The organism is Shimia gijangensis (genome assembly GCF_900142085.1).
In the GTDB taxonomy this organism is placed as follows: domain Bacteria; phylum Pseudomonadota; class Alphaproteobacteria; order Rhodobacterales; family Rhodobacteraceae; genus Shimia; species Shimia gijangensis.
In genome coordinates, this window is the sequence record NZ_FQZQ01000002.1 from 1 (window position 1) to 26,515 (window position 26,515).

General features: G+C 55.1%; 22 protein-coding genes and 1 pseudogene. 14 read left to right on the plus strand and 9 right to left on the minus strand.

Annotated features, from left to right (window positions below; genetic code table 11):
* Nucleotides 1-149: 149 nt before the first annotated feature.
* Nucleotides 150-1,298, minus strand: a complete 1,149-nt coding sequence (locus BUC32_RS01525; RefSeq protein ID WP_073248732.1) for a tyrosine-type recombinase/integrase — start codon at nucleotides 1,296-1,298, stop codon at nucleotides 150-152.
* Nucleotides 1,299-1,461: 163 nt separating this feature from the next.
* Here BUC32_RS01525 and BUC32_RS01530 point away from each other — a divergent pair.
* Nucleotides 1,462-1,680 (plus strand): annotated as a pseudogene (locus BUC32_RS01530) (universal stress protein); the annotation flags it as partial.
* Between the two features lie 291 nt (nucleotides 1,681-1,971).
* Here BUC32_RS01530 and BUC32_RS01535 read toward each other — a convergent pair.
* From BUC32_RS01535 to BUC32_RS01565, 7 genes are all read right to left on the minus strand, one after another.
* Complete coding sequence (locus tag BUC32_RS01535) at nucleotides 1,972-2,820, minus strand: fumarylacetoacetate hydrolase family protein (RefSeq protein ID WP_073248734.1); 849 nt, start codon at nucleotides 2,818-2,820, stop codon at nucleotides 1,972-1,974.
* 1 nt (nucleotide 2,821) lies between these two features.
* A complete protein-coding gene (locus BUC32_RS01540; protein ID WP_073248736.1) occupies nucleotides 2,822-3,751 on the minus strand; it encodes a ketopantoate reductase family protein in 930 nt (309 codons plus the stop codon).
* On the minus strand, nucleotides 3,748-5,301 hold the full coding sequence (locus tag BUC32_RS01545) for a trimethylamine methyltransferase family protein (protein ID WP_073248738.1): 1,554 nt from the start codon (nucleotides 5,299-5,301) through the stop codon (nucleotides 3,748-3,750). The genes BUC32_RS01540 and BUC32_RS01545 overlap by 4 nt, the downstream gene beginning before the upstream one ends.
* Before the next feature lie 432 nt (nucleotides 5,302-5,733).
* Nucleotides 5,734-6,342 (minus strand): amino acid synthesis family protein, encoded by a 609-nt coding sequence (locus BUC32_RS01550; protein ID WP_073248740.1) that lies wholly within the window; start codon nucleotides 6,340-6,342, stop codon nucleotides 5,734-5,736.
* A gap of 17 nt (nucleotides 6,343-6,359) precedes the next feature.
* Nucleotides 6,360-8,471, minus strand: coding sequence for a CoA transferase (locus tag BUC32_RS21115; protein ID WP_073248742.1), 2,112 nt, complete (start codon nucleotides 8,469-8,471; stop codon nucleotides 6,360-6,362).
* Complete coding sequence (locus BUC32_RS01560) at nucleotides 8,468-9,277, minus strand: alpha/beta fold hydrolase (RefSeq protein WP_073248744.1); 810 nt, start codon at nucleotides 9,275-9,277, stop codon at nucleotides 8,468-8,470. Before BUC32_RS01560 ends, BUC32_RS21115 begins: the two co-directional genes overlap by 4 nt.
* Before the next feature lies 1 nt (nucleotide 9,278).
* On the minus strand, nucleotides 9,279-9,680 hold the full coding sequence (locus BUC32_RS01565) for a RidA family protein (RefSeq protein ID WP_073248746.1): 402 nt from the start codon (nucleotides 9,678-9,680) through the stop codon (nucleotides 9,279-9,281).
* A gap of 142 nt (nucleotides 9,681-9,822) precedes the next feature.
* Here BUC32_RS01565 and BUC32_RS01570 point away from each other — a divergent pair, with 142 nt between their 5' ends.
* Genes BUC32_RS01570 through BUC32_RS01585 form a run of 4 tightly spaced genes read left to right on the plus strand, consistent with a single transcriptional unit; the run spans nucleotide 9,823 to nucleotide 14,167 of the window.
* On the plus strand, nucleotides 9,823-11,304 hold the full coding sequence (locus BUC32_RS01570) for an aldehyde dehydrogenase (RefSeq protein ID WP_073248748.1): 1,482 nt from the start codon (nucleotides 9,823-9,825) through the stop codon (nucleotides 11,302-11,304).
* 26 nt (nucleotides 11,305-11,330) lie between these two features.
* Nucleotides 11,331-12,365 (plus strand): LLM class flavin-dependent oxidoreductase, encoded by a 1,035-nt coding sequence (locus tag BUC32_RS01575; protein ID WP_073248750.1) that lies wholly within the window; start codon nucleotides 11,331-11,333, stop codon nucleotides 12,363-12,365.
* A 46-nt stretch (nucleotides 12,366-12,411) separates the two neighbouring features.
* The gene (locus BUC32_RS01580) at nucleotides 12,412-13,215 is read left to right on the plus strand and encodes a carnitinyl-CoA dehydratase (protein ID WP_073248752.1); all 804 of its coding nucleotides are present in this window, start codon (nucleotides 12,412-12,414) and stop codon (nucleotides 13,213-13,215) included.
* A 1-nt stretch (nucleotide 13,216) separates the two neighbouring features.
* A complete protein-coding gene (locus tag BUC32_RS01585) occupies nucleotides 13,217-14,167 on the plus strand; it encodes a 3-hydroxyacyl-CoA dehydrogenase NAD-binding domain-containing protein (RefSeq protein WP_073248754.1) in 951 nt (316 codons plus the stop codon).
* A gap of 41 nt (nucleotides 14,168-14,208) precedes the next feature.
* Here the strand turns inward: BUC32_RS01585 and BUC32_RS01590 are convergent, their stop codons facing one another.
* Nucleotides 14,209-15,273 carry a GlxA family transcriptional regulator gene (locus BUC32_RS01590; RefSeq protein WP_073248756.1) on the minus strand — a complete coding sequence of 355 codons (1,065 nt, stop codon included), beginning with the start codon at nucleotides 15,271-15,273 and terminating at the stop codon, nucleotides 14,209-14,211.
* A gap of 130 nt (nucleotides 15,274-15,403) precedes the next feature.
* Between BUC32_RS01590 and BUC32_RS01595 the strand changes: the two genes are divergently transcribed.
* The 9 genes from BUC32_RS01595 (at nucleotide 15,404) to hpaE (ending at nucleotide 26,496) form a co-directional block, all read left to right on the plus strand.
* On the plus strand, nucleotides 15,404-16,294 hold the full coding sequence (locus tag BUC32_RS01595) for a BKACE family enzyme (RefSeq protein WP_073248758.1): 891 nt from the start codon (nucleotides 15,404-15,406) through the stop codon (nucleotides 16,292-16,294).
* 1 nt (nucleotide 16,295) lies between these two features.
* Nucleotides 16,296-17,300 (plus strand): ABC transporter ATP-binding protein, encoded by a 1,005-nt coding sequence (locus BUC32_RS01600; protein WP_073248760.1) that lies wholly within the window; start codon nucleotides 16,296-16,298, stop codon nucleotides 17,298-17,300.
* 86 nt (nucleotides 17,301-17,386) lie between these two features.
* The gene (locus BUC32_RS01605) at nucleotides 17,387-18,496 is read left to right on the plus strand and encodes an extracellular solute-binding protein (RefSeq protein ID WP_073248762.1); all 1,110 of its coding nucleotides are present in this window, start codon (nucleotides 17,387-17,389) and stop codon (nucleotides 18,494-18,496) included.
* A 70-nt stretch (nucleotides 18,497-18,566) separates the two neighbouring features.
* Nucleotides 18,567-19,412: an ABC transporter permease gene (locus BUC32_RS01610; RefSeq protein ID WP_073248764.1), complete on the plus strand. Its 846-nt coding sequence runs from the start codon at nucleotides 18,567-18,569 to the stop codon at nucleotides 19,410-19,412.
* A complete protein-coding gene (locus tag BUC32_RS01615; RefSeq protein ID WP_073248766.1) occupies nucleotides 19,412-20,209 on the plus strand; it encodes an ABC transporter permease in 798 nt (265 codons plus the stop codon). Before BUC32_RS01610 ends, BUC32_RS01615 begins: the two co-directional genes overlap by 1 nt.
* Before the next feature lie 12 nt (nucleotides 20,210-20,221).
* Nucleotides 20,222-21,382, plus strand: coding sequence for an acyl-CoA dehydrogenase family protein (locus tag BUC32_RS01620; RefSeq protein WP_073248768.1), 1,161 nt, complete (start codon nucleotides 20,222-20,224; stop codon nucleotides 21,380-21,382).
* Nucleotides 21,379-23,475, plus strand: a complete 2,097-nt coding sequence (locus BUC32_RS01625) for an acetate--CoA ligase family protein (RefSeq protein WP_073248770.1) — start codon at nucleotides 21,379-21,381, stop codon at nucleotides 23,473-23,475. The genes BUC32_RS01620 and BUC32_RS01625 overlap by 4 nt, the downstream gene beginning before the upstream one ends.
* Nucleotides 23,475-24,620, plus strand: coding sequence for a serine hydrolase (locus BUC32_RS01630; RefSeq protein WP_073248772.1), 1,146 nt, complete (start codon nucleotides 23,475-23,477; stop codon nucleotides 24,618-24,620). The genes BUC32_RS01625 and BUC32_RS01630 overlap by 1 nt, the downstream gene beginning before the upstream one ends.
* Nucleotides 24,621-24,987: 367 nt before the next feature.
* The gene (gene hpaE / locus BUC32_RS01635; RefSeq protein WP_073248774.1) at nucleotides 24,988-26,496 is read left to right on the plus strand and encodes a 5-carboxymethyl-2-hydroxymuconate semialdehyde dehydrogenase; all 1,509 of its coding nucleotides are present in this window, start codon (nucleotides 24,988-24,990) and stop codon (nucleotides 26,494-26,496) included.
* Nucleotides 26,497-26,515 lie beyond the last annotated feature (19 nt).

A 26,515-nucleotide genomic window follows, 5' to 3' on the forward strand; every position in this document is an offset into this window, starting at 1 on the left:
CCGCTGCTCTTGCTGAGTGGCGCGGTCTCTGCACGGCATAAAGGGCAGTAACTTTGTCCTAGTGGAGACGAGTTCGAATTTGTCTGACAGCACGTCCAGATTTTCTCTTTTCCAAATTCGTTTGGTTGGGTCATCATCGGTTTTCTTCATTACTCACCTCCCGTCACATGATCGGCCCACCTCTGCATCAAGTCGCGGCGCTGATCGAGATAGTCGGTGCGGCGATAAGCTTGTTCAACTTTTCCGCCAACGGAATGCGCCAAAGCAATTTCTGCAACCTCGCGCGGCGTGTCCGTCGCTTCTGCACACCATGTCCGGAAGCTTGAACGGAATCCGTGCGGTCGTTCCTCCATTCCCCGACGTTTCATGATGCTGGACATGGCTGCGTCAGAGATTACAGCACGCCGGCTCCAGAAGAAGAAGCCGCTTCTCCGCCACATCTGGGCTATCTCAAGCAACTCCAGGGCCTGACGGGGCAGGGGGATCCGGTGTTCCTTCCCAGCTTTCATGCGATCCGGTGGAATTACCCAGACATCATCCTGGATCTCGCTTTCGTGGCAGTACCGTATCTCACTTGTTCGTGCCGCGGTCAGGATTAAGAGCCGCAAGGCAAGGTTGCCAACCGTTGGCTCAGATAGCGATGCGTAGAAGGCAGGCACGTCCCTCCAGTGCACTGCGGGAATGTTTCGCGTGACGTGCCTTTGCGTGCCCAGAAGCGCTTTGGCTTTTTCGGTCACTTGAATATCCACATCAAGATCCATCGCGGCTGCGTAACGCATCACGATGTTCAGGCGGTTCATCGCCTTTCGAGCTGTGCTAACTTTATCATGCCAGATAGGGGCAAGCGAATTTTTGATATCCTGCTGGTCGATCATCTCGATTGGCACTCTACCAAGCTTGGGCAGTATGTGCATGTTTAACGGGGACATCCAACGTCCCGCTTTACCATCCCCCTTCAACTCGGCCTGCCGAGCTCTGAAAGCTTGATCTGTAATACTTGCAAGGGTGTGGTCATCACGTTCGAGCTCACGCCGAATGCGAGCACGTTCCTTAATCGGATCTTTGTTGGCTCGGACCACGGATCGCCAGCGATCAGCCTCTTCCCGCGCCTCGGCAAGACTTACATCCTGCAACCCCCCCAGACCCATCTCACGACGGCGCCCATGCACTGTGACCCGAAGGAACCACTGGCCTCCTCCATCCGGACGTATTTGCAGCCAGAGGCCGCCGCCATCATTGTACTTACCCGGCGCAAGATGCCGGATCTGTAGCATTGTGAGTTTGTTTCTGGCCCGCATTTCACCCACCCAATTATCCACCTTCAGAGCGTAGATTGTATCAGTCTAAAAGGGAAGATATGGGAGGAGAAAATCTTATAGGCATCTGTTATAAAACGATACTTCATACTATATCGGATTACATCAGATTAGAGCGCCGTGCTGTCTGACAGCACCCAACACTCTGGTCACAAAAGCTTTGGGCGCTGAGCATAACAGTCGGGTACGCCATGCGGTTGCCACGGGACGGATTTATGAGGAAATTCTGCACCTTGCAGAGAAGTCGAACGCATCCCTGATCGTTGTTGGGGCGCACAAGGCCGATCTGAAAGACTATCTTCTGGGCCCGAATGCCGCGCGTGTTGTGAGGCATGCGAATTGCTCGGTATATGTCGTTAGGTAATGCACCAACCGCTAAGGGGGCTTAAGAGGACGTGAGTGAGGCCGTTTGAAACCAGCTAGGTGACAGGTACGGCCTGCTGTGATCCAGGCAGGTGGTATCGGGCAATGAGAATACACTCATGTTGAAGACCTAAGGCCCCAGGGGCGATTTGAGTGGTCTCAGGAAGATCCGAATTTCCTGTTGTCACGCGCCGTTTTGAGAACTCAAACACTTGCTGGCAAGTGGGGGAACTGACGCCCGTGCGGTTTCCAACCGTGCGGGGTAGGTCAACGGGTTTGCAACTCATTGATCCTAGCCAACTGTGTTAAGCAATGTGCCGATACCTGACACCGTCATGCTGACTGTATCGCCTGTTTTTAGGTAACGCTTGGGTGTCCGGCTGCCTCCGGTTCCATCAGGCGAGCCGGTTGCAATGACGTCTCCCGGACGGAGAGCAAACAAAGAAGACACATAAGCAATTTGTTCACCCACTGAAAATATCATCTCATTTCCTAAGGCAGACTGTACCTGAGTGCCGTTTAGGGAAACGCTCAAATGCATCTCTTCCGGTGGAGGAAGGTCATCGACCGTTGTAATCCAAGGGCCCCATGCGCCTGAATCGGCAAAATTTTTGCCTGCATAAATCGAGTGCCTTTGCCAATCTCGAACGGACCCGTCGTTGAAGACCGAGTACCCCAGAACATAGTCCATCGCAGTTCCTACGGAGACATTGCGGGCAGATTTGCCGATCACTACGGCGATTTCACCTTCGTAGTCAAAGCTGTTTGCCGGGTCCCCTGCGGGGATTTCAAGTGCCGCATTATGTGCCTGCAAAGTGTCCCGTTCTTTTCCAAACAAAATAATGTTTTCAGGATTGGGAGGGGCGACACCGTCAACCGGATAGGGTTTGGGGTAGTTCATGCCGACACAGATAATCTTGCGCGGGTTCGGGATTGGGGGCAGAAACTCTATGCTGTCGCAATTGATGCGGTTTGTATGGTCTTTCGCATCTTGAGCAAGCCTTTCCAGCGCGCCTGCGTCCAACGCGTCTCGCAGCGTTGGAAAATCTGCAAGAAACTCAGCACTGACGGGCGAAACTTGTTCCTCGTCGAAGACGCCATAGAAAGCTCTGCCATCATAGATAAACGAGCCGATATTCATGTCAGGATGCTCCAAAGGCTGCTTCGCGCTGGCGCAAAATTGCGGCAAGCGTGTCGTTAATCGGCGTGGGAATTCCCAATTCGCGTCCCATCACGGGAACGATTCCATTGATAGCGTCCAGTTCTGAGGCTCTGCCAGCCATGTGGTCCAGCAACATGGACGGGCGCGCATTAGGCATGCCACCGCCGAATTGCGAGACATAGGCGATGGGGTCGTCAAAGGATAATGGCACATCCTTGGCCCGAGCGATCTCGTAGGCTTCTGACATAGCTCCCAATGCGATTTGCCAATGGTCGGGGGTGGACATCAATTCGCCAACGGTCTGGTTAAAGGTTGTACAAGGCGCACTGAAAGTCACATTGCACAGGAACTTTTCCCAGATCAGTTGTGTGATGTTTTCAAAAGCCTTGGCGTTAAAGCCTGCGCCCTGCCAGACGGCTTCGACTTGACGTAATCTGTCTGTCAGGCCGCCATTGATTTCGCCGATACGGATCAGTTTCATGGCATTGTGATGCGCGTGTCCCGGGCCTTTCATCGAGGCGCCAAAACCATCGGCAACCCCAAGCAACACATTTTCAGCCGGTATGTGTTGGGCGATGCGCTCGCCGGCGCCTAGTCCGTTTTGGATCGTCAAAACAAGCGCATCGGGGCCGATCACTTTGGCCGCCTCTTGTGCGGCAGGGCCGACACCCGACGCCTTGGTTGCAATCAGGCACAGATCACAAGGCCCAACGTCTGCGATTTGTCCTGTGGCGCGCAAGGTTTCAACGGTTCGGTCACCGCTGGCCCCCTCGACCCTTAGACCATTGGCATTTATTGCGTCCACATGGTTTGCCCATGTGTCGACGGCCCAGACCTCGTGGCCTGCATCTGCCAGCAACGCCGCATAAATCGACCCCATGGCCCCAACGCCCATTACAGCGATCTTCATGAGTTCTGCGTCCTTGTGGCTGTGAGGCGTATGTCAAATCGCGCCCGCAATTCTTGTTCTGTTTCTGCCGATATGTGGCACGGGAAATGCGTGGCCAGAATACGACGCGCCGCTTCTTTTGCAGTGGTGTTGATTGTCGGGGCACCGCTCGCGATCCACGCCTCAGGCGCCTGACGATCGGCGTGTTCCGGGTAAACAAAGTCCGATTTCATACGGGCATAGGTGTCTGTATGTCCCAAAAAGTGGCCTTCGCCTTGCACCGCCTCGGCAATGGCATTCGTTGAGAGGGTCGTGGCATTGACTTCGACTGGGCTAGCTGATCGGAGAATGGCTCCAAGCATATCATTATCGACGACATAGGCCTCCATGGACGTAGCAAGAAGCCCGGCCTGAGTGCCCGCAGCCTGAGTGATCAGATTTGCGCCTGCCTGCACGGCCATGGTGATGGCCATGGACTTTTCAAACCCAGATTGCGCGTCGGCAAGCTTGCTGTCCGTCGCCCCCGCGATTGTTGAGTTTGGCAAATTATAAAACCGAGCCATTTGGGTCGCGGCCGCAGTCAGGATTGCTTGTTCTCCGCTGCCGCCTGCCATGCCGCCTGTGCGCAGATCTGTCACCATTGGGCGCGCTCCGTAGATCGCCCTGACATCAGGATCGCGCGCCCAGGCAAAAACCATGCCAGCCAGAGTTTCCGCATTGGTTTGCGCCAGACACCCCGCGATAGTTACCGGGCTCGAGGCGCCCATTTGCCCAAAAGTGTTAACCATCACTGGCAGGCCAAATGTAATGGCTTCTGTCATGACGTCACATGCATCGGGGTCAAATCGTAAAGGGGGTACAACGTGATTGATGTTCACGGACAGAAACGGACGGTCTCGAAACGCTCCTTCCGATCCTGCGATTGCGTAACATATTTGTGCGATGTCGTGGACGTGGGACGCATGGCTAATGCTGACGATGACATGTTTGGAAGTCCCGGCGAGAGAAGCAAAAGCTGTGTTCAGATCCAGTGATCTGGAGTCCGGCATATCGCTTGCGATCATGGATCGCGAGAAAAACTGAACATGCTCCAAAGTATCGACCAGTCGAGCCGCATCATAAAGATCGTTCAGTGTCGCAGCGCGGTAGCTTCCGCTTTCAAGATCAACGACCTGAGGCGACGCCCCCCCGGACCCCGTGTGCACTTTGGCTCCAGACAATTCAATATCCCGGCCTGGTGCGCGTCCACAGAGCGTGATCTTCCGTGTTATCTGTTGTAATGCCGTTGTCACCAAAGGGCGTGGAAAAGTTAAGCGACCATCACTCGTGTGCTTTCCTCCGTGACGACAAACGATTTCGATCACGCCTTGGGGCGCATCGCTAAGACCTATATTTTCGAGGATATCCAGCGACGCTTCGTGAATTTGCGCGACATCGCTATCTGTCAACGGCTTGAAGCGCCCCGCTTCAGGAGCCGTGCGGGAGGCGGGCAGTTTGTGTGCCGCAACGCTTTTCTTTCTACGCCCTCCAGATTGGCGGGGCCGATGAGAAGAGGCTGACTCAGTGTTCATAGGCGCAATCCAAAGCTGATGACTCGACATTCAACGTTGCGTTCTGGCTCGACAAGCAGTTTGTGAGATTTTGTATTAAGAAAAATGTTGCTATAGGGTTTCTCATTGTCGCGACATGTTCCCAAAAAATGTTCAACTGACCACTTTGCGGACTTTTGAGGTTGAAACAAGACGACTAATCTCAAAAGAGGCTACAGAAGAACTGAGCGTCAGCGTAAGCGTATTGATGCGCACTGGCCAATTGGGGTCTTTTCGAAGCCAAAGAATGAGCCATGCGCAGTTCTCAAAGAATGCACGGTCTACTCCGAAGGGTCATTGTTCATGCGGCCATTTTCGATGACTTCTTTAGCAACAATCGGCAGGAAAAGTGGGAAGCAGCCTGTGTTCTGGCAGAGAGGGGTGTGTCTCTGCCAGGGCATTGCTTTCGGTCGATTACTTTTTGATCCCAGCCGGGTTTTCGATATCCCGGCCTAGGGCCGCCAGGTCCGAATACCGATCTCCGATGCGATGGTGCGGACGCCCGCCTGTTGCGGCCCCAAGTGCAACGACCAGCTCATTTTCAGCAGGGGCATCATAGATCGAGAACTGCGTTGTCAGATAATGCGAGCGTCGGCCTGTGTCGTGCTTGTCCATCAACGGAATTTGCACTTGGGAGTTGGCAGGCCCACGCGTGTTGGTGAAGCCAAGATAGCTTTTGGCACCGACGGCTTCGCGGTAAAAATTACCAAACTGCAGCGTGTGTATCAGCGCCGAGGCATGTTCCAATTCGCAGTTTGCACCTGCGATACATGCTTTTCCGTAAGCTTCGATCGCGTCGCCAGACCCGGCCAACGCAATCAGCCGATCCGTCAACATCTTGCCAAGCGGAGGCGCCATGCGTTGAATTTCGGGTTGCAGGTCTTCGACATAACCGCGCCCGGCCCAAGGGTTGGCGACAACCGCCGCTACACCAATCACCCGCAAAACCGGGTCCGCAGCGCGTTCACCATCGCGGTATATGTCTTCGTCAAAAGTTACGACTTTTCGTAGTTCAGGCAGCATTACGCGTTCCTATTTGTTTAGTGTTTCGATTGGTGCATTCCGGCAACCTTGTGGACAAGTCCCGAGGCCTCGTCGCCTTGATAAATGCCAAAGCTGCCGTGTTTGTACTCGTCCCGGTAGCGGCTCAGCATGCTGCGTTCCGCCGTACTGGGGATGTTTTCCAAGGGAAGTTCGGAAAGTTCAAAATATGCCATGTTTTCAGGGGCATTTCCTGAAACTGTACCATGGTAATAGATCCCGTGGTGGCCGGTCTCGCTTTCGCTGTAGATCGCATAAAGATAGTCCAGCTGAGCAGTCAGACCTTTGGTTTTCAGCATGTCTGTTAAGCGATCCAGACTGCTGTTGCCTTCTACCGTATGTGGCACGCAAAAGTCGCCGTCAGGAAGTTTCTGCAATAGGATTTTCTGGTCGCGTTCCATGACGGCCCCGATTGAAACTTTGCCCCCGGCGCCAGCGGCATTGACCAGCGGTTCCTCCAGGCCAATCGAGAAGTACGACCCCCCGAAATATCCCAAGGGCTGGCTGTCGCTTTTGGCGTGTTCTTTCACGAGGCCGATCAGGATCAGGTGATCCCCTGCATCCACTAGTTTGTGACGTTCGCATACAAAACTGCCCAGAGACCCGTCGAGTACCGGCATCTCGGCATATCCAGGATGCCAGTCAGCCTGTTCGAACTTGTCCGGCGCACGTGAGGCAAAAAGTCCTGACACTGCTTTTTGGTCTTCGCTCAGGATGTTCACCGCGAAATGATCCGCTTCGGCAAAGGTGTCGCAGCTAAAGGCGGATTTTGCGATGCAGACCAACAAAAGGGGCGGGTCCAAAGAGACAGAGCTGAACGAATTGGCCGTGAACCCGCGTGGCGTGCCGTCTTTTTGGCGTGTGGTTACCACCGTAACGCCGGTGGCAAACGTCCCAAAAGCACCGCGCAGAGATCGCTTTTCCTCGTCGCTCATTGGGGGCGTTTCCGCGGCGTTGAGAAATGTCTCCGTGTGCTCGCCCAATCGGGGGGGAGACGCAAATGCCGTGGGCGGATGCCCACCAAACCTAAGAGGGTTTGCCGCCACGGTCCAAGGGGAGCGAGATGGATCCGGGTGGGGCACATGCGTGAGCATCTTACGAGCCGCAACATGTGGGTCACGAAAGATATCTTCGATGGTGTTCAGCGGGCCAAAAGGAACGTTCCCGCCTAGTATTTCAGTCAGATCAGCCTTGCTGCGCTGGGCCGTCCAGTCCCCAACCATTCCATTGACTTCTGTCGCATTTCCCGAGCGCGCCGCGCGGGTGGCATAGCGCGGGTCTGTGCCTAATTCTGGTTTGCCCATCGCTGTTGCCAGAACTTGCCAAAATGAGTCATCCACAATACCAAGCGCGACCGAGCCGTCATTGGTTGGGAACAATCCAAACGGGGCCAGCAATGGGTGACCGTTGCCCTCAGGTTTCGGAATTTCACCCGTCATATCATGCAGGTAAACTGCACGTTCGCACAACGAGATCATCGCGTCATACATGGCAACGTCAAGGAATTGGCCCTTTCCTGTGGCCTCCGCTTCGCGAAGCGCTGTCATCACTCCAAAGGACATCATCATCCCGGCAAACACGTCGCCAATTCCGGGGCCAACTTTGGTGGGGGTGTCTGCATCTGGGCCGGTCACAGCCATCAATCCACCCATCGCCTGCGCCACCACATCGTAGGACGGCCATTTGCCATAAGGGCTGTCGCCGGTGCGTGGATCACCAAACCCTCGAATGGCGGCGTAGACTAAAGCCGGATTGGTTTCGGCCAAAGATTCGTAGGATAATCCCAAGCGGTCCATCACGCCGGGGCGAAAGTTCTCGACGATCACGTCTGCAGAGGCTGCAAGTTTGCGAAATGCCTCTTTGCCGGCTTCGCTTTTGAGGTCCAGCTGAACGCTTTTCTTGTTGCGATTTAGGCTGACAAAATATCCGGCCCAGTCGTGTTCCGGATCATCATCGCGAAAGGGGCCGTTGTTGCGACTGGTGTCGCCGCGCTTGTCTTCGATCTTGATGACCTCGGCGCCGTGATCGGCCAGCATCATCGTGCAGTAAGGGCCAGATAGCATGCGGCTGAGATCCAGCACGCGCAGCCCTTTCAGAATCTGAGTGCTCATGTTGCGACTCCTTGGGTATGGGCGTGCAGAAAGCGACGGATTGGGGCGTTTACCGCGACAGGATCCTCGGCCAAAGCCATATGTCTGAGACCAGGTAAAATCAGAGCTTCTGCGCCGTTGATTTCGGCGGCAATTGCCTTGGTCATTTCAGGGCCATTGCCGTAATCTTCATCCCCTGTGATGACTAGCGTCGGGCAGGAAATTGCTGGGGTGGGTGCTGTGATTTCGTCAATCCCGTCGGCCAAAACCCGGTAGATCGTGTGGTAAATCTCGATCTTGTTGGCCGTGACCCAGCCCCGCACCAGTTCCATCATTTGGGGGTTGGCTAGTCGAAAGTCTTTTGTAAACCAACGATCTAACGCGGCTTCTACAGTGGATGATGGGCCTTGTTCGCGTGCCATTTCAACACGGTCCAAAATTGCAGTCTGGGCCGCCTCGGTTCTTTGATGGGGGGAATGCAGAATGACCAAAGAAGTCGCCCTTGTTGGCACATCCTGTGCAAATCGACGGGCTATCATTCCACCCAAAGAAAAGCCCGCAATCGACGCTGTTTCTGCTCCAAGGTAATCCAGAAGTGCCGCCAACTGACGTGAAAACATCGCCAGCGAGGGCGTTTCGTTTGGAGCAGGGCTTTGGCCGTGGCCAAACAAATCGTAAGCCACGACGCGATATTGATCTCTTAGTGCTGGAGTTGTCCATTGCCAGCAGGCGCGGTTCAGGCCAAGCCCGTGGATCAAAACCACCACCGGCGCAGTCTCTGGCCCGCTGACATCATAGGCGGTTCCGTCAGGTGCAAACTGGGTCATATCACACGCCGCTTTCCAAAGGGCGATAGGCGACGACCTCGATTTCGACCCGGATATCCACCAGAAAATCACTGACCAGAGCTGAGCGCGTCGGGGGCTCAACAGGGAAATACTCGCCATAGACTTCATTGAAGCCCGGGAAGTCCGCTCGGTCACCAAGCCAGACCATGGATTTTACAACATCGCTCAACTCACAGCCCGCTTCGGCCAAGGTTGCCTGAATGCCGTCAAGAACTGCGCGGGTCTGATCTTCGATGCTTCCGGCGGTCATTGGAACCCCGTCCTGCATCGGAATTTGCCCGGTCAGAAACACAAAATCACCGGCTCGAATTGCCCGGGAAAGGGACAAAACTCGCCCCCCGATTTCGAGCGGTTTTCCTACGATTTGTTTTTTGTTCGCCATTTCGCTGTCTCCCTTATTGAAAGGTTAGACGGCGTTTTAGGGCATTTTATTCCCAAATTTCGACATAATACGACGAAATTACGCATGTTAAGTACGTTGAACCCGTAAGAATGAGAATCACGGGACCAAAAGGAACGGCGATATGAGCGACATCCGCACTTACAAAATGTTGATAGACGGCGACTGGGTTGATGCGTCTGACGGAAAAACCTTTGACAGTATCAACCCGGCAACCGGTGAAGTCTGGAGCCGCGTTCCGGAAGCCACGGCCGGTGATGTCGATCGCGCCGTTCGTGCCGCATATCGGGCGTTTGACACCGGGCCTTGGGCGAAAATGACCCCGACGGATCGGGGCCGTTGCCTTCGCAAACTGGCGGATCTTCTTGCCGACAAATCTGAAGATCTGGGACGCACCGAATCCATCGACAGTGGCAAGATGTTCAAAGAAACGCGCTGGCAGGCGAAGTATATCGCCGAATATTTTCATTTCTATGCGGGCTGCGCCGACAAGGTCAGCGGCGAGACCCTGCCCATCGATAAACCCGACATGTTTGTCTTTACCAAACGCGAGCCGCTGGGCGTTGTCGCAGCCGTGGTTCCTTGGAATTCACAGCTGTTCCTTGTGGCGGTCAAGATCGGCCCGGCGCTGGCGGCAGGCAACACTGTTGTTTTGAAAGCCTCGGAACACGCCTCTGCCGCGATGCTGGAATTTGGCGAACTCATCGAAGAGGCGGGGTTCCCGCCCGGTGTCATCAACATCGTTTCAGGGCACGGCGACCCGTGCGGCAAGGTGCTGACCAGCCATCCACAGGTGGCGCGGATTTCCTTTACCGGCGGGCCCAATGCGGCGCGTCTGGTGCTGGAAAACTCCAAACAGAACTTTGCTGAAGTCTCATTGGAACTGGGCGGCAAATCGCCCTTCATCGTCTTTGACGACGCCAATATCGAAAGTGCGGTCAATGCATCGATTGCGGGAATTTTCGGGGCCACAGGGCAAAGCTGTGTCGCGGGATCGCGGCTCTATCTGCACGAAGACATTGCGGATGAATTCCTTGAACGCATGACCGGCATGGCGCGCAACATCCTGATTGGTGACCCGCTGGCTGAGGAAACCCAGATGGGCCCTTTGTGTACGCAAGGCCAGCTGGATCACATCCAGCGCGAAGTGGCCTTTGCCCGGGAAGAGGGCGGCAAAGTCCTTGTGGGTGGCAAGCAACCCGAGGGGTTGGAAGGTCTGTTTTACGAGCCGACAATCATCGAATGCCCGCGTCAGGACATGCGCATTGTCGACACGGAACTGTTTGGCCCGGTCCTGAGCGTTCAACGCTTTAGGACCGAGGAAGAAGTCCTGGCGCTGGCAAATGACAGCGAGCACGGACTTGCCGCCGGGATTTTCACCCAGAACAGCGCGCGAAGCTTGCGCATGTCCAGCGCCGTGCGCGCCGGCATTGTGTGGGTCAACACCTATCGCATGGTGTCACCGATTGCCGAATTTGGTGGCAACAAAGGCTCGGGCTATGGCCGCGAAGCCGGCTTCCAGGCGATTTACGACTACACCAGACCGAAAACGGTCTGGATAAACACATCGGATGAACCGATGGCCAACCCATTTGTCATGCGCTGATTTCAGCGAAACACGGAGTACGACCTATGAAGTTCCAAATTGCAGTCAACATGGAGCGTATGGATGCCAGCCTTGATATGAAGGCGGTCCGCGATCACACTCTGGACATGGTTAAGATGGCTGAACAGGGCGGTTTTGAAATCGCCTGGGCGGCTGAGCACCATGCCATGGAAATGACTATTGCGCCGAACCCGTTTCAGATTTTGACGTGGTGGGGTGAGCACACAAGTAAAATTCGCTTGGGCACCGCTGTGGCTGTGGCGCCATATTGGTCTCCGATCCGTCTGGCTGGCGAGGCGGCCATGACCGACCTTCTGAGCGATGGTCGTCTGGAGTTCGGAATCGGATCGGGCGCATATCAACGCGAGTTTGATCGGATGCATCCCGGGCTCAAGCAAAGCGACGCATGGCGGTACATGCAGGAAATGCTGCCTGCAGTGCGGGCGCTTTGGGCGGGCGATCACGAGTTGGACGGTGATTTCTGGAACTATCCAGTGTCAACTTCGGTGCCGAAACCTGCTCAAAAAGACGTGCCGATCTGGGTGGCTGCCCGCTCGCCGATTACCTTCGATTACGCAGTGAAAAATGGCTACAATATCCAATCTTGGCCGCTCACCCGCCCAATGAGCGAAGCCGAGCTTTATATGGAGCGCCTGCAGGAAGCGGTTGACGCCAATCCGGGTTGCAAGCGGCCAACGATGGCGATGATGCGTCACACGGCGGTTTATGACAAACCCGAAGACGTGGATGTGCCTTTGGCCGCAGCTCGGACCCAGTTGGGGCAGTTTGAGAATTATTTCAAAAACTTAGGTGATGTGGAAAACGGATTTGCGAAACCAATTCCACTGGAAAGCCTGGAAAACCGCGCGGAATACGATGCGGACATGCTGACCGAGAACCTGATGTTTGGCACGCCAGACGTGGTGATCGAAAAGCTGAAAAAGTACGAGGCTATCGGTGTCGATAGCTTCATCTACTACGCCAGCCTGGGTCTGGGTCACAAAGAACAGAAACGCTCGCTCGAGCTGTTTTGTGACAAGGTCATGCCAGCCTTCTCGTAAGGCTGGTTTCGGAAACGCACGAATTACGTAAGAACAGGAAGACAACATGACTGAAGGTGTCACAACCCGTCGCGACGGGCATGTTTTGGAGATCACTCTTGATCGCCCAAAGGTCAACGCAATTGACGTTGCCACGTCTCAGGCCCTTGCTGCGGCCTTCAAAGAACTGCATGACGACCCGGAGCTTCGGGTCGCCATTCTCACCTGCGGAGGGGACAAGATCTTTTCCGCAGGCTGGGATCTCAAGGCGCTGAATTCGGGTGAAATGCAGCTCGATAACTGGTGGGAAACCGATGATTACGGGGATGGCGGGTTCACTGGCCTGACCGAGAACTGGTTCCTGAACAAGCCGGTGATTGCCGCAATCAATGGTCTGGCCATTGGCGGCGGGTTCGAGATGGCGCTGGCCTGTGATCTGCTGATCGCCGCCGATCACGTTGAATTTGGTCTGCCGGAAATGCCGCTTGGTATTGTGCCGGACGCAGGTGCATTGCAACGTCTGCCACGTCGCATCCCTCACAACATCGCGATGGAGATGTTCTATCTCGGGCGTCGCATGCCTGCGGCTGAGGCTGCGCACTACGGGCTGGTCAACAAGATCGTGCCCAAGGATCAACTGATGGATGCTGCCCGCGAGTGGGCGGCGTCGCTGGCTTGGTCTGCACCTCTGGCTATGCAAAGCGTCAAAGAGGTTCAGCGCACTATCGAATGTGTCCCTTTGGAGGATGCGTTCCACAAAATGCGCACTGATCCCATGCCAACCTATCGCAAGATGCTGAAATCGGATGATGCGGCCGAGGGCGTGGCGGCATTTGTCGAAAAACGCGAACCCAACTTTAAGGGTGAGTAACATGTTCAAAGCACCGAAGGACGTTAAGCGCGTCGCCAGTATTGGCGGCGGGCCCATCGGGGGGGGCTGGACCGCGCATTTTCTGGCGCGCGGCTATGACGTCACCACCTATCTGCACAGCGAAGCGGAAATTCCGGCCTTTCGTACCATTTTGGACACGGCCTGGATCAGCCTGACCGCGCTGGGCCTTGCCGAAGGCGCCTCGCTGGACCGGCTGACGATTGAGACGGATATCGAAAAGGCTGTTGAAGGCGCTGATTTTATTCAGGAAAGCGCGCCTGAGAACCTTGAGATGAAGCAAGAGCTTTATCGCAGGCTGGGTGAGGTTGTGCCAAAGGATGTGGTCATAGGGTCTTCGACCTCGGGTCTGATGATGAGTGACATTCAGGCCAAATGTGCAACCCCTGAGCGCACGGTGATCGGGCATCCGTTTAACCCGCCCTATCTCTTGCCGTTGGTCGAGATCGTTGGTGGAGACAACACTGTGCCCGAAGCGGTTCAGTGGGCCGGAGAGTTCTATCGCATCGCGGGTAAAGCACCCCTGATGATGAAAAAGGAAATCCCCGGTTTTGTCGCCACGCGCCTGCAAGAGGCTTTGTGGCGCGAGGCGCTGCATATGGTGGCCAATGGCGAGGCAACGCCCGAAGACATCGACATTGCCCTGATGAACGGTCCCGCACCGCGCATGATGGCGCAAGGTCAGTGCATGGCGTTCCACGTCGCCTGTGGCGAGGGCGGCATGGCGACGAACCTTGATCAGTTTGGCCCGGCGCTCAAGCTGCCATGGACCCGGCTGGAGGCACCGGAGCTGACGCAAGAGCTACGGGACCGTATGGTCGAGGGCTGCAACGACATCGCGGGCGACCAGCATTTCTCGGATATGGCCACGCAGCGCGACAAAGAGATCGTGGCGTTGCTGAATGCGCTTAGGGCTTCTCGCGACGACGGGTGACCCTCTTAAGCAGAACCAAAACGCCCTGTGCCCACACCCGGTTACAGGGCGTTTTTCTTTTGTTGTTTGAGCTGTAGGGACGCAATGAATTCCGATAGCGTTCCCGGCCAGCTAGGTGCGGATTCGTCCTGGGGCCAGGCTTCGCGATACTCGGATGGCCGCCTGTCGAAGAATTTGCCGAACGAATAGGCAAAATGCGACAGGGTGTTGAACCCAGAAGCTGTGGCGATCTCACGGACACTCAAATTCGTTGAAATCAAAAGCAAACGTGCCCTTTGCAGACGGAGTAAAAGGCCAAACTGAACGACGGTACACCCGATCTGTTTTTTGAAATTCCTCTCTAGCTGGCGTTGTGACACGCCCAAAGCTTCTGCAATCTCAGGTACGCTTAACGGTTCCTCGATGTTGCGTTCGATCAGCGCGATTGCCTCGCGTATGACAGGAGGCAGGGTCACGGTGCCATGCCCCATTGTGCGCCGCTGTGGTGCGGATTTTTCGCGGATCGAATGCACCATCATCTGGTCCGCAATTTCACCTGAAAAGGCGCTACCGTGAATAATCTCAATGATGTAAAGCATCATATCGACAACGGCCATCGCGCCGGCACAGGTCAGAACGCGATTGTTGGTGGTAAAGACCTGTTCCTTGACGTCGATATTGTCAAAAGTTTCCTTGAATCCATTCATCCAGGACCAGTGGGTTGTTGCTTCTTTTTCGGCCAGCAAACCGGCCCTTGCAACCGGGTAACAACCCAATTCGACAGCGCAAATCGTTTCCCCCTGACGAGACCGTCTGCGCAGCCACGATACCAGATTTCGGTTGTTGTAATGCTCGGCCCCCCAGCTCGCCAGAACGGACACATAATCCGCAGAGCGTATATTTTCGGTGTCCGTCGAAGCTGTCACCGAAAGGCCGCTACTGGCGATGACCTGTGCGCCGTCAAAGGACACGATCTCCCACGAAAAAGATTTTTGCGACGACAGGTAGTTGGCGATGCGCATGGTCTCGATCATGTTGACCAAAGTGCCCAAATTGAATCGGGGTATGACCACAAACACCATGTGAGTCTCGCCGCGCTCCATGGGCTGATCTAGTTTCAGGTCCATTTTATTCTTTCTGCAGAATCATCAAATTGGTGCATTATTTCGTCACTATTAAGCAATATGAGGCGAATATTCGACAATTTTTTTGTTGTCTCGTTCACAACAATGGAGGAAAGAACAAGGAAACGCGCCAATGAACTACGATGTTGTTGTGACCTGTGCGGTCACGGGAGCAGGGGCCACTACTGATCGCAGCCCGCATGTACCTGTCACACCAAAAGAGGTGGCGGATGCCGCTATTGAAGCCGCCAAGGCCGGAGCAGCGGTGGCGCACATCCATGTACGTGACCCGGAAACAGGGCAGGGGTCGCGAGATCCGAAGTTGTTCAAAGAGGTGGTGGATCGGGTCCGTGACAGCGATACAGACGTCGTGATCAACCTGACCGCAGGTATGGGTGGCGACTGGATTCAGGACGCTGATAACCCGGCGATGCCCGGTCCCGGTACCGACATGATCAGCGCCGAAGAGCGCCTGATCCACATCGAAGAATGCCGCCCTGACATTTGTTCTCTGGATTGTGGTACGCTGAATTTTGGCGATGGCGACAATATCTATATCTCGACCCCGCCAACCTTGCGCTACATGGCCGAAAAGGTGCGGGAATGGGGCGTAAAGCCCGAGTTGGAAGTGTTCGAATTGGGCCACATTCGCTTTGCGCGTCAGATGATCAAGGAAGGCCTGATCGCGGACCCACCCATGTTCCAGATTTGTCTGGGTATTCCATGGGGCGCGGATCAGAGCGTCGACACGATGAAGGTCATGAAGGACCACCTGCCGCATGACGCCAGCTGGGCCGGGTTTGGCATTTCGCGCATGCAGATGCCGATGGCTGCTGCTGCGGTTGCAATGGGTGGCAACGTGCGTGTCGGTCTGGAGGACAACCTGTTCCTGGATCGCGGCGTTCTGGCCACAAACGGTCAACTCGTTACTCGTGCGGTCGAGATTATTGAACGTATGGGCGGTCGCGCGATCACACCACAGGAAGCGCGCAACAAACTGAAGCTGCGCGGAGCAGAGATCTAACATGTTTGAAGCCAATAGCGACAAAGGCAGCCTTCAGGTTCGCGACGTATCCAAGTTTTTTGGCACGTTTTGCGCGGTCAACGGGGTCGACCTTGAGATTCAGCGCGGCGAGTTCCTGACCCTTTTGGGCCCATCAGGCTCCGGCAAGACAACGCTTTTGATGATGATTGCCGGATTTCTCGACATCACCTCAGGCGATATCGCGCTCGATGGAACCTCGATCTCGGGCGTACCAGCTGAAAAACGCAATTTTGGTATGGTGTTCCAGGGCTATGCTCTGTTCCCCCATATGACCGTGCGGGACAACATTGGGTATGCCCTGAGCGTGCGCAAACGCCCCGAAGCAGAAATCCGCGAAAAGGTCGATGAAATGCTCGATCTTGTGCAACTCGTTGACTTTGCCGATCGTAAGCCCGGGCAGCTCTCGGGTGGTCAACAGCAACGTGTCGCCCTTGCGCGCGCCCTGTGCTTTGAACCTCCGGTGCTGCTGTTGGACGAACCCCTTGGGGCATTGGACAAGAAGCTGCGCGTCGAAGTGCAGGATCAGCTGAAAGACATCCACAAGCGCGTTGGAACCACGTTCATCTATGTGACCCACGATCAGGAAGAAGCCCTATCGATGTCTGATCGCATCGTCATCATGCGCGACGGCGCGATTGAACAGGTGGGCACACCTTATGAATTGTACGAGAAACCGGCCAATGAATTTGCCGCGGGTTTCCTCGGGAAAAGCAACTTTTTGCAACGCGCAGACGGCGTCTATGCGCTGCGCCCAGAGAAGATCGACATCCGCGCCTCCGGTACAGGAGAGGGCGAGCCACGTCTTAGCGGCACAATCCAGTCGATTACGTATTTCGGCTCGATGCAGCGGATCATGTTCCTGACCAATGGCGGTGAGGAGCTAGAGGTCGATATCGATTCTTGGCGCAACCGGGATCCTCTTGAGGAAGGTCAGAGTGCTGACCTCTACTGGGATAAGGGCGCAGCCGTAAAACTTGAGGGATAACCAGAAGATCACCCAATAGAGCGTCAAAAAAGGCGTCATATTTCAAATGCTGGAAAAGAACCGGCACACCAACAAGGAGACTGACTATGCAAGACAAGCAGTTTATGCGCGAGACACTCGTGGATGGCGCAAAGGCCTTTAAAGAAGGCAAGATGAAACGCAGGACCTTTCTAACGCTTTGCGCGATGACCGGATTTTCTGCCGCGGCAAGCTTTCCGGGCGGTGCCGAAGCCGCAGCGGATTACATTGTAATGTGGAACTGGGGTGGCCAGTCCGAAGAATGCCATGGCGGCGCGATCGGCAAGCCGCACGAAGCTGCTGGCGGCCTGCCACTGCGCTTTGACACATCCGGCCCTCTGCAGGGCAAAATCAAAGAGATGGTCGACAGCGGTAATGTTACTGCCGACGTCTGCGATGCCGACCTGTTTGACGCTGTTGCGCTTGGGGCGTCTGGCCATCTTGAGGCGATCGACTACAACGTGGTCAGCAAAGACAAAACCCTGCCGAACTATGCGCTGGATCACGGCGTTTCGATCATCCTTTATGGCTATGCCTTCGTTTATGACACCGAAGCTTATGGCGACAATCCACCCAACTCATGGGCTGATTTCTTTGACACAGCCAAGTTCCCTGGCAAGCGGTCGCTCTACAAATGGGCCAACGGTTCGCTTGAGGCAGCTCTGATGGCGGATGGTGTTGACAAAGACGCGTTGTATCCACTGGATATGGATCGTGCCCTGAACAAGATCAAAGGCATGAAGGACGACAGCCTGTACTGGGGCTCTGGTTCTGAAGCGCACTCGATGTGCGTGAACGGCGAAGTTACCATGGGTATGGTTTGGCAGAACCGTGGCCGTAACATCGAAGAAGATACTGAGGGTCGCTACAAATTGGTGATGAACCAAGCTTTGGCAATGCCGGGTGCGTACATCGTGCCAAAAGGCAACCCAGCGGGCCGCGAAGAGATCATGAAGTTCATTGCTCAGGCGCAGGACCCGGATGCTCAGTTGCAGCTGCTCGATTGCCTTGGCATGACGCCTTCGAACCCGGCAGCCTTCGATGGCATCCCAGAAGGTCAGCAACCTTATGCCATCACCTCGGCTATGAACATCGATGGCGTCGCCTTCAATGACCCAACATGGTGGGGCGAAAATGGCGGAGATGCTGTAAACGCCTTCCTCGAAGCGATCAGCTGATCGCACCTCGGCCTGCCCGGGAGTAATTCGGGCAGGCACCTCTTTCCTTAGATTGCGGATCACGGCCCTCATGAGTGCGCTAAGAAGACATATTCATCCCGGTTGGGCCCTTGTGGCGCCTTTCCTGTTGCTGGTTGCGGCTCTTTACCTCGGCCCAATCCTCAACATTCTCTGGCTTAGTGTGACTGACCCCGAGCCGGGTTTGGGCAACTATCAAAAGCTTTTTGAAAGCGACTCTTTGCTGCGCATCTTCTGGACCACGATACGCATTTGTCTGATCACTACCGTCGGCAGCGTGTTTCTAGGCTACTCGATCGCCTATGCGATGGTTCACTGCCATGAAAAGCAAAAGAGCTACATGCTGACACTGCTGTTAGTGTCCTTTTGGATATCTATTCTGGTACGTACCTTTTCATGGTTGATGTTGTTGGGCCACCGTGGGTTGGTCAACAATGCGCTTGAGGGAATGGGCGTTATTGCCGAACCAATCGCGTTCATGCGCAACGAGTTGGGCGTTTTGATCGGTATGATTCACTACATGATCCCTTATGCAGTGCTGCCACTGCTTGTGAACATGCAGTCGCTGGACATGCGCGTCATGAATGCCTCGCGCAACCTTGGCGCCACGGGTTCTCAGACGTTCTGGCGGATCTATCTGCCGCTCACGACGCCAGGCATTGTCGCCTCATCCCTTTTGATTTTCATCCTCAGCCTCGGGTTCTATGTCACACCGGCAGTTCTTGGTGGCGGCAAGGTATTGATGATCGCAGAATATATCTCTGTGCAGCTTCTTGTGACGCTGAAATGGGGCACCGCTGCAATGCTGGCCGGGCTGATGCTCTTTGGCGTGCTGGCCATGCTCTACATCATGTCGCGGTTTATGAAGCTTAGCACCGTCTTCGGGGGGAGTTCGTGATGAAAACCGGATTGTTCTCTCACTTTAACCGCGCAGGCGCTTGGGTTCTGCTGATGTTTCTGGTGACTCCGGCTCTGATCGCGATCCCAGTTTCGCTGACGCCCAAACGCTTTTTGTCGATGCCGAAGGGCGAGCTGTCTTTGCGCCACTTCGAAAAACTGTTTAGCAGCCCAGAATGGATGTCGAGTTTTTTCCAGAGTGCTGTGATTGGTGTCTCAACCGCCTTGTTGGCCACAGCACTTGGCACACTCTGCGCGATTGGCCTATGGCGGGTGTCTTCTAAATACAGCGAGGTCGTGCGCGCCTTTTTGCTCCTGCCGCTGATCATCCCGCAGATCATCTCGGCGATGGCCTTCTATCGCTTATGGATACCGATGGGGATCATCGACAGCTATATCGGCCTTATTCTGGCGCATACCATTCTGGCCACGCCCATGGTTCTGATCACGGTCAGTGCGTCACTGGCAAACTTTGATCCCAAGCTGGAGCAAGCCTCCAAAAACCTTGGTGCGTCCAACTGGACCACCATGCGGCGGGTCATCCTGCCGTCGGTCAAACCGGGTGTTTTTGCCGGAGCCTTGTTCGCGTTCATCCTGAGTTGGGATGAGATTGTTGTGACGCTGTTTATCTCCAAATTCAGCGTCTACACCCTGCCGCGCCGCATGTGGAACGGCATCCGGGAAAACACCGATCCGACCGTGGCCGCCGCTGCCGTGGTTCTGATCGCCATCACCATCCTTGCGTTTGCGTTCTCGGCTTACATGTCGCGACGCAACGCCAGCAAAGACACCGCTTAACCGGAGACCGAAATGAACATGACCATTTCGCATGAAGACGAGCTTCTTCAAAGCACAGTACGTAGTTTTATCGCCGACGTCGTCATCCCTCACGAAGAGGTGACTGATACATTGGGCGAGGTTCCCGAAGAGATTGGCCGCGAGATTGAGGCCAAGTCCAAAGAACTTGGCCTTTATGCATCGAACCTACCCGAAAACGTTGGCGGTGGCGGTCTGAATTATACGCAGTCTTCCTTGGTCGAGCGTGAGTTTGGCCGCACCAGCCATGCGCTGCATTCGTGGATTGCACGCCCTACTGAGCTGTTGATGGCTTGCGCGGGCGATCAGATCGACACTTATCTGGCGCCCTGCGTCACTGGTGAAAAACGCGAGCTGTTTGCACTGACCGAGCCTGAGGCCGGATCAGACGCGATGGGCATGAAAACCAATGCGCGCCGTGATGGCGACGACTGGATATTGAACGGCTCCAAGCATTTTATCTCGGCCCCCACGATGGCGGATTTTGCGATTGTGTTTGCTGTCACGGGTATGGACGAAACCCCGCGCGGTAGCCGCAAACGGATCACCGCGTTTCTGGTAGACCGCGACATGCCCGGTGTGGTGTTCCGCGAAGGCAACAAATGTGTGTCGAACCGGGGATACAAAACCTATGAGCTGATCTTTGAAGATGTGCGCCTTGGGCCAGGCCAGGTCTTGGGTGAAGAGGGCAAAGGGTTCGATCTTGCCGGGCAATGGTTGGGTATGGGTCGTATTTGGGTTGGTGCCACGTGCTGCGGCAAAGCCGAACGCATGCTGGAACTGGCCACCGACTGGGCTGCGAACCGTAAACAGTTTGGCAAACCGATTGGTAGTTTTCAGGCCACGGGTTTCCGGCTGGCGGATATGACCATCGGTCTGCGTACCGCTGACCTTTTGGTGGCCGATGCGGTACGACGCGCTGATGCGGGCATGATGGAAGATCAGGACGCGGCGATGGTCAAAGTTTATTGCTCGGAGATGCTGAACAAAGTGGCCGACGACACGGTGCAGATCTTTGGTGGCATGGGGCTCATGGAAGAGCTGCCGATCCAGCGTTTGTGGCGCGACAGCCGTATTGAGCGTATCTGGGATGGCACCAGTGAAATTCAGCGCCACATCATCACGCGTTCGATCCTCAGGCCACTTGGCGCATGACCCCCGCTCAGCGCCGGAATTTTGACCGGCTTTTAAGCCCCGACCAGATTGCCTTTGTCGGTGGCAGTGACGCGATCACTGCCATTAAAGAGGCCCGCCGGCGTGGCTTCAAAGGAAAGATGTGGGCGGTTAATCCCAAACGTGAGACGCTGGCGGGGCTGACTTGTTATCCGACTTTGGATGATTTGCCGGGCGTGCCTGACGCGGTATTTTTGGCTATTCCGGCTAAGGCTGCGGTTCCAGCGATTAAGAAATTGGCTGATATGGGGGCAGGTGGCATTGCCTGTTATGCGGCAGGTTTCAAAGAGGCCGGCGGCGAAGGTGTTGCGGCAGAAGAAGCATTGAAGGGTGCCGTCGGAGACATGGCCCTGATCGGCCCCAATTGCTACGGCGTTATCAACTACCTCGGCAATTCCGCGTTATGGCCTTTTGAACACGGTGGTTCGTCGCCCGGATATGGCGCGGCGATCATCACGCAGTCTGGTATGTTCTCGTCTGACATCACCATGAGCCAGCGCTCATTGCCAATGGCCTATATGATTTCTGCAGGAAATCAGGCGGTTATGGGGCTAGAAGACTATTTGGATGTGCTGAGCGACGACCCGGCTGTGCGGGCTATTGGACTGCACATTGAGGGTTTGCGCGACATCCCGCACTTTGAAAGGGCTGCGCTGAAGGCGTTAAAAAATAACACGCCGGTTGTCGCGTTGAAAACCGGGACTTCCACCATTGGCTCTGCACTGACCATCAGCCACACCGGATCGCTTTCAGGATCAAACGAACTCTACGAGGCGCTGTTCGACCGCACTGGGGTGATCAGCGTATCCAACCCCTCGCAGATGCTCGAAACGCTCAAATATCTTTGCGTTGTCGACGCACCCAAGGGGACAAGAGTGGCAGGATTTACGTGCTCCGGGGGCGGTGCCACAATGCTTGCGGATCATAGCGAAAAGATTGGTCTGAGCTTTCCACCCATTGCTGAACAGACCTTTGATATACTGACGGAACTACTACCCGACATTGCGACTGTGTCAAACCCTCTGGACTATACAACGCCGATCTGGGGGCAACCTGAAATTACCTATCCCGTCTTTCTGGAGGCGATGAAAGACTCTGGCGTGGAGATGGCGGTCTTGGTGCAGGATTATCCCGCTGCGAGCATTGACGACTCTAAAATCTACTACCAAAACGATGCTGGCGCTTTTGCTCGCGCCGCACGCGAATTGGGAATTCCCGCCGCGATTTGCGCAACACTTCCGGAAAACATTGATCCCGAAACCCGTGAGTTCCTGATTTCCGAAGGTGTCGCGCCGATGCAGGGCATCCACGAGACGCTGAATGCCATGCAACAGGCCGCGCAATGGAACCAAGTCAGACAGCGCATTCTGCAGTCGCCACCCGAACCGTTACAGGCTGCAGCTGACGCTAAAAACCTCGTCATGATTACGGAGGACAAAGGCAAGGTCTGGATGGCCAATGCGGGTGTTGCGGTGCCCGCTGGACGGTGTGTCAGCGCCAATGAAACGGCAGAGGTCGCCGGTGAGATTGGTTATCCTGTTGCCCTTAAAATGATGAGCCCCGACCTCGCCCATAAGACCGAAGCGGGCGCCGTTACGCTGGGTATCGAGGGTGAAGCCGCGTTGGAGAAAGCCGTTCAGGACATGCGAGCGAGTGTCACCGCTTTTGCGCCCAAAGCTGTGACGGACTGGTTCCTTGTTGAACAAATGTCAGCCCCCCCACTGGCCGAATTGATTGTTGGTTTGCGCAGGGACCCACAGTTCGGTTCCGCACTCACCTTGGGAAGTGGCGGTATTCTGGTTGAGCTGATCGCAGACGCACAAACCCTGTTGCTGCCTTGCTCAGTTCAAGACATCAAAATCGCGATCACCGGCTTGAAAGCCGGGCATCTTCTGAATGGGTTTCGCGGACGTCAAAGTGCCGATTTGGACAGGATTGCCGCAAGCCTGCACAATTTGTGTCAAGAGTTCCTGAAACACAGTGATAGTTTGGCGGAAATTGAGGTGAACCCGATGTTTGTCTATCCAGGTGGAATTGTCGCGGTGGATGCTCTGATCCACGAAGTGACCCGGTGATGTCCGAACAAGACGTCCATGTGAACCCTGACCTTCGAGTCGGTGAGGATAACAAGCAGCGTTGGAACCAGCCCGCGCGTCGCCGCCACGGGTTTCATAATGCCCACAAGCTCATGCGGCGTATGCATATGGTGCGATCGCGCCATGTGATGGAGCTGATCGACGATCCACAAGACCTCGTAAACTGCGTAGAAGGGTTGAATGACCTCATCAGTCACCCGGCGTTTTCTGCGTTGATCTGTGTTCAGGGCAATCGCGTGGTGTTCGAACGATGCGCCTCTGATTTTTCGGTGCTCCAACCTCACTCGATCCAGTCTGTCACCAAACTGCATATCCATTTGATCGTTGGTCGTCTGGTGGCGCAGGGGCTCTTGGATTTAGAGCAACCCGTCAGCCATTATCTCCCCGAGATCGGCGCGGGATATGCGGATGCCCCGGTGCAGCGGCTTTTGGATATGGCCATCGACAACGACTTTTCCGAAGACTACAGCGATCCGCTTTCGGACTGCTACGCTGAAGAGATCGCGCTGGGCTGGCGGCTGCCAGAGGACGGTGTGGCCGAGATCTCTTTGTCCGAATTCGCTTCTCGTATTTCGGGGTATCGGCCAGAGACGGCGATGGAGACTATTCAATACAAGTCGGCCAACACCGATGTTCTGACCCTGATTTGCCACAAAGTTTGTCCACATGACCTGAAGGTTGAAATCGAGGCAATCGCCGATGCTGCGGGTTACGAAGGGGCCTTCCACATCAGTCTGTCACCTGATCAAATGCCTGCGTTCTCCGGTGGGGGGTGCCTGAGCGCGCGCGATCTCGCACGATTTGGGTTGCTCTTCGCGCGCAAAGGCCTGGACGTTCACGGCAAGCCATTTGCAAACCAGGCATTTCTGAACGCAACCTTGGGGCGGGCGGCTTTGCCAATGTCGCCTCCGAAAGACTGGCTAAAGTACTCCAACCACACCATGACAAACGGTCAGCTTCTGGGCCACGCAGGTTACGGCGGGCAGTTCCTTTTGGTGGACTGTGAAAATGAGATTTCATGCGCCTTCCAAAGTGTGTTGGAGAACGAAGCCGGGTATGACGACGACTATATGGCCGATGTTGTGTTGGCTTTGTCGAAGCTTTGTGAGGCGATTTCACGCTGATATCTTTGGATGTCGGCTTGAGGAAATTCAGACTATGATGCCATACTAGCAGAGGGGAAGCTGATCTCTGTGTTGGTAGGGGTTTTCTGGAATTTGGCGTCAAGTAATTGATTTTATTCGATTGCTCTTTGACCACTCTGATACGAGTTTGGTACAAGAATAGAACTTGACAGCTAAGCCGGTAGTTAACTAATATCATTTTAGTTAACAAGTTAAATAAAGATCAATTGGAGTTATGCCGAGATTACCTGCACTTGTTTAGGTCGTCATAGAGCATCGCTCATCCCGAAGCGGGCCGGATAAAAGCACCGTTGAATGCGATCTTTGTTTTGAATCCAAACGCCCGTTCTCATCTGGAGGCACCTGAATGGCCGCACTGAGCGCCAATATCGAAAAGTTGAATGGCTACTTGAGCCGTTTCAAGAACACCGGCATCATGAACCGCATTGCCGGAGAAGACTGTGCTGGATCAGCAGGTGTATTTCAGTCGATCTCGCCGGTGGACAAAAGTGTGGTTTGCGATGTAGCGCGCGGCGATGTGTCTGATGTCGACGCGGCGGCCAAGGCGGCGGCGGATGCCTTTCCGGCGTGGCGCGACATGCCAGCACTTGAGCGTAAGAAGATTCTGTTGAAAGTGGCCGATGCCATTGAGGCGCGCGCCGAAGAGATTGCACTTTGTGAGTGCTGGGACACAGGCCAGACATTGCGTTTCATGTCCAAGGCTGCGCTGCGCGGTGCTGAGAATTTCCGCTATTTTGCCGATCAGGTGACAGCGTCCCGTGATGGTCAGCATCTGCAATCGCCAACGCTGATGAATGTTACCACGCGCAAGCCTATCGGCCCCGTCGGTGTCATCACGCCGTGGAATACGCCGTTTATGCTGTCTACATGGAAGATCGCGCCCGCGTTGGCGGCGGGCTGCACGGTTGTGCACAAGCCAGCCGAAGACAGTCCTTTGACTGCGCGTCTATTGGTTGAGATTGCTGAAGAAGCAGGTTTGCCGCCCGGTGTTCTGAACACAGTGAACGGCTATGGCCACGATGCAGGCAAACGTCTGACTGAACATCCCGCGATCAAGGCGATTGCTTTTGTTGGAGAAAGCCGCACGGGATCGATCATCACCAAGCAGGGCGCCGATACGCTCAAGCGCATGCATCTGGAACTGGGTGGGAAAAACCCTGTTATCGTGTTTGACGACGCTGATCTGGATCGTGCGCTGGATGCGGTGATTTTCATGATCTACTCGATTAATGGAGAACGCTGCACGTCATCTTCGCGCCTGTTGATTCAAGACACGATCCGCGAAGAGTTTGAAACCAAACTGGTTGAGCGCGTGAACAACATCAAGGTCGGCCACCCGCTGGACCCAGTCACCGAAATCGGCCCGATCGTAACCGAGGAACACTACAACAAAGTGACCTCGTATTTTGACATCGCCAAAGAAGACGGCGCGACCGTCGCAGCGGGCGGCGTCAAAGTCGGTGATGAAGGGTATTTTGTGCGTCCGACCTTGTTCACCAACGCCAATAACAAGATGCGTATCGCTCAGGAAGAGATATTTGGCCCGGTTCTGACATCGATTCCCTTCAGCACAGAAGAAGAGGCGTTGGAAATGGCCAATGACACTCAATACGGGCTGACCGGCTATGTCTGGACCAACGATCTGACCCGCGCCTTGCGGTTTACGGACAGTCTTGAAGCGGGCATGATCTGGGTAAACTCGGAAAACGTGCGCCATTTGCCAACCCCGTTCGGAGGGGTGAAGGCCAGCGGCATTGGTCGTGACGGCGGCGATTGGAGTTTTGAATTCTATATGGAACAAAAGCACATTGGATTTGCCACCGGCCAACACAAAATCATGCGCCTCGGCGCGTAAGGTTAATAGGGAGGAGAAC

Excerpts from the sequence above, each read along its gene's own strand:
- BUC32_RS01560 (WP_073248744.1), bottom strand. The coding sequence starts at position 9,277 with ATGACCCAGTTTGCACCTGACGGAACCGCCTATGATGTCAGCGGGCCA.
- BUC32_RS01625 (WP_073248770.1), top strand. The coding sequence starts at position 21,379 with ATGACCCCCGCTCAGCGCCGGAATTTTGACCGGCTTTTAAGCCCCGAC.
- BUC32_RS01605 (WP_073248762.1), top strand. The coding sequence starts at position 17,387 with ATGCAAGACAAGCAGTTTATGCGCGAGACACTCGTGGATGGCGCAAAG.
- BUC32_RS01545 (WP_073248738.1), bottom strand. The coding sequence starts at position 5,301 with ATGAACACTGAGTCAGCCTCTTCTCATCGGCCCCGCCAATCTGGAGGG.
- BUC32_RS01630 (WP_073248772.1), top strand. The coding sequence starts at position 23,475 with ATGTCCGAACAAGACGTCCATGTGAACCCTGACCTTCGAGTCGGTGAG.
- BUC32_RS21115 (WP_073248742.1), bottom strand. The coding sequence starts at position 8,471 with ATGAGCACTCAGATTCTGAAAGGGCTGCGCGTGCTGGATCTCAGCCGC.
- BUC32_RS01600 (WP_073248760.1), top strand. The coding sequence starts at position 16,296 with ATGTTTGAAGCCAATAGCGACAAAGGCAGCCTTCAGGTTCGCGACGTA.
- BUC32_RS01540 (WP_073248736.1), bottom strand. The coding sequence starts at position 3,751 with ATGAAGATCGCTGTAATGGGCGTTGGGGCCATGGGGTCGATTTATGCG.
- BUC32_RS01535 (WP_073248734.1), bottom strand. The coding sequence starts at position 2,820 with ATGAATATCGGCTCGTTTATCTATGATGGCAGAGCTTTCTATGGCGTC.
- BUC32_RS01590 (WP_073248756.1), bottom strand. The coding sequence starts at position 15,273 with ATGGACCTGAAACTAGATCAGCCCATGGAGCGCGGCGAGACTCACATG.
- BUC32_RS01615 (WP_073248766.1), top strand. The coding sequence starts at position 19,412 with ATGAAAACCGGATTGTTCTCTCACTTTAACCGCGCAGGCGCTTGGGTT.
- BUC32_RS01595 (WP_073248758.1), top strand. The coding sequence starts at position 15,404 with ATGAACTACGATGTTGTTGTGACCTGTGCGGTCACGGGAGCAGGGGCC.
- BUC32_RS01575 (WP_073248750.1), top strand. The coding sequence starts at position 11,331 with ATGAAGTTCCAAATTGCAGTCAACATGGAGCGTATGGATGCCAGCCTT.
- BUC32_RS01585 (WP_073248754.1), top strand. The coding sequence starts at position 13,217 with ATGTTCAAAGCACCGAAGGACGTTAAGCGCGTCGCCAGTATTGGCGGC.
- hpaE (WP_073248774.1), top strand. The coding sequence starts at position 24,988 with ATGGCCGCACTGAGCGCCAATATCGAAAAGTTGAATGGCTACTTGAGC.
- BUC32_RS01570 (WP_073248748.1), top strand. The coding sequence starts at position 9,823 with ATGAGCGACATCCGCACTTACAAAATGTTGATAGACGGCGACTGGGTT.
- BUC32_RS01525 (WP_073248732.1), bottom strand. The coding sequence starts at position 1,298 with ATGCGGGCCAGAAACAAACTCACAATGCTACAGATCCGGCATCTTGCG.
- BUC32_RS01565 (WP_073248746.1), bottom strand. The coding sequence starts at position 9,680 with ATGGCGAACAAAAAACAAATCGTAGGAAAACCGCTCGAAATCGGGGGG.
- BUC32_RS01620 (WP_073248768.1), top strand. The coding sequence starts at position 20,222 with ATGAACATGACCATTTCGCATGAAGACGAGCTTCTTCAAAGCACAGTA.
- BUC32_RS01610 (WP_073248764.1), top strand. The coding sequence starts at position 18,567 with ATGAGTGCGCTAAGAAGACATATTCATCCCGGTTGGGCCCTTGTGGCG.
- BUC32_RS01580 (WP_073248752.1), top strand. The coding sequence starts at position 12,412 with ATGACTGAAGGTGTCACAACCCGTCGCGACGGGCATGTTTTGGAGATC.
- BUC32_RS01550 (WP_073248740.1), bottom strand. The coding sequence starts at position 6,342 with ATGCTGCCTGAACTACGAAAAGTCGTAACTTTTGACGAAGACATATAC.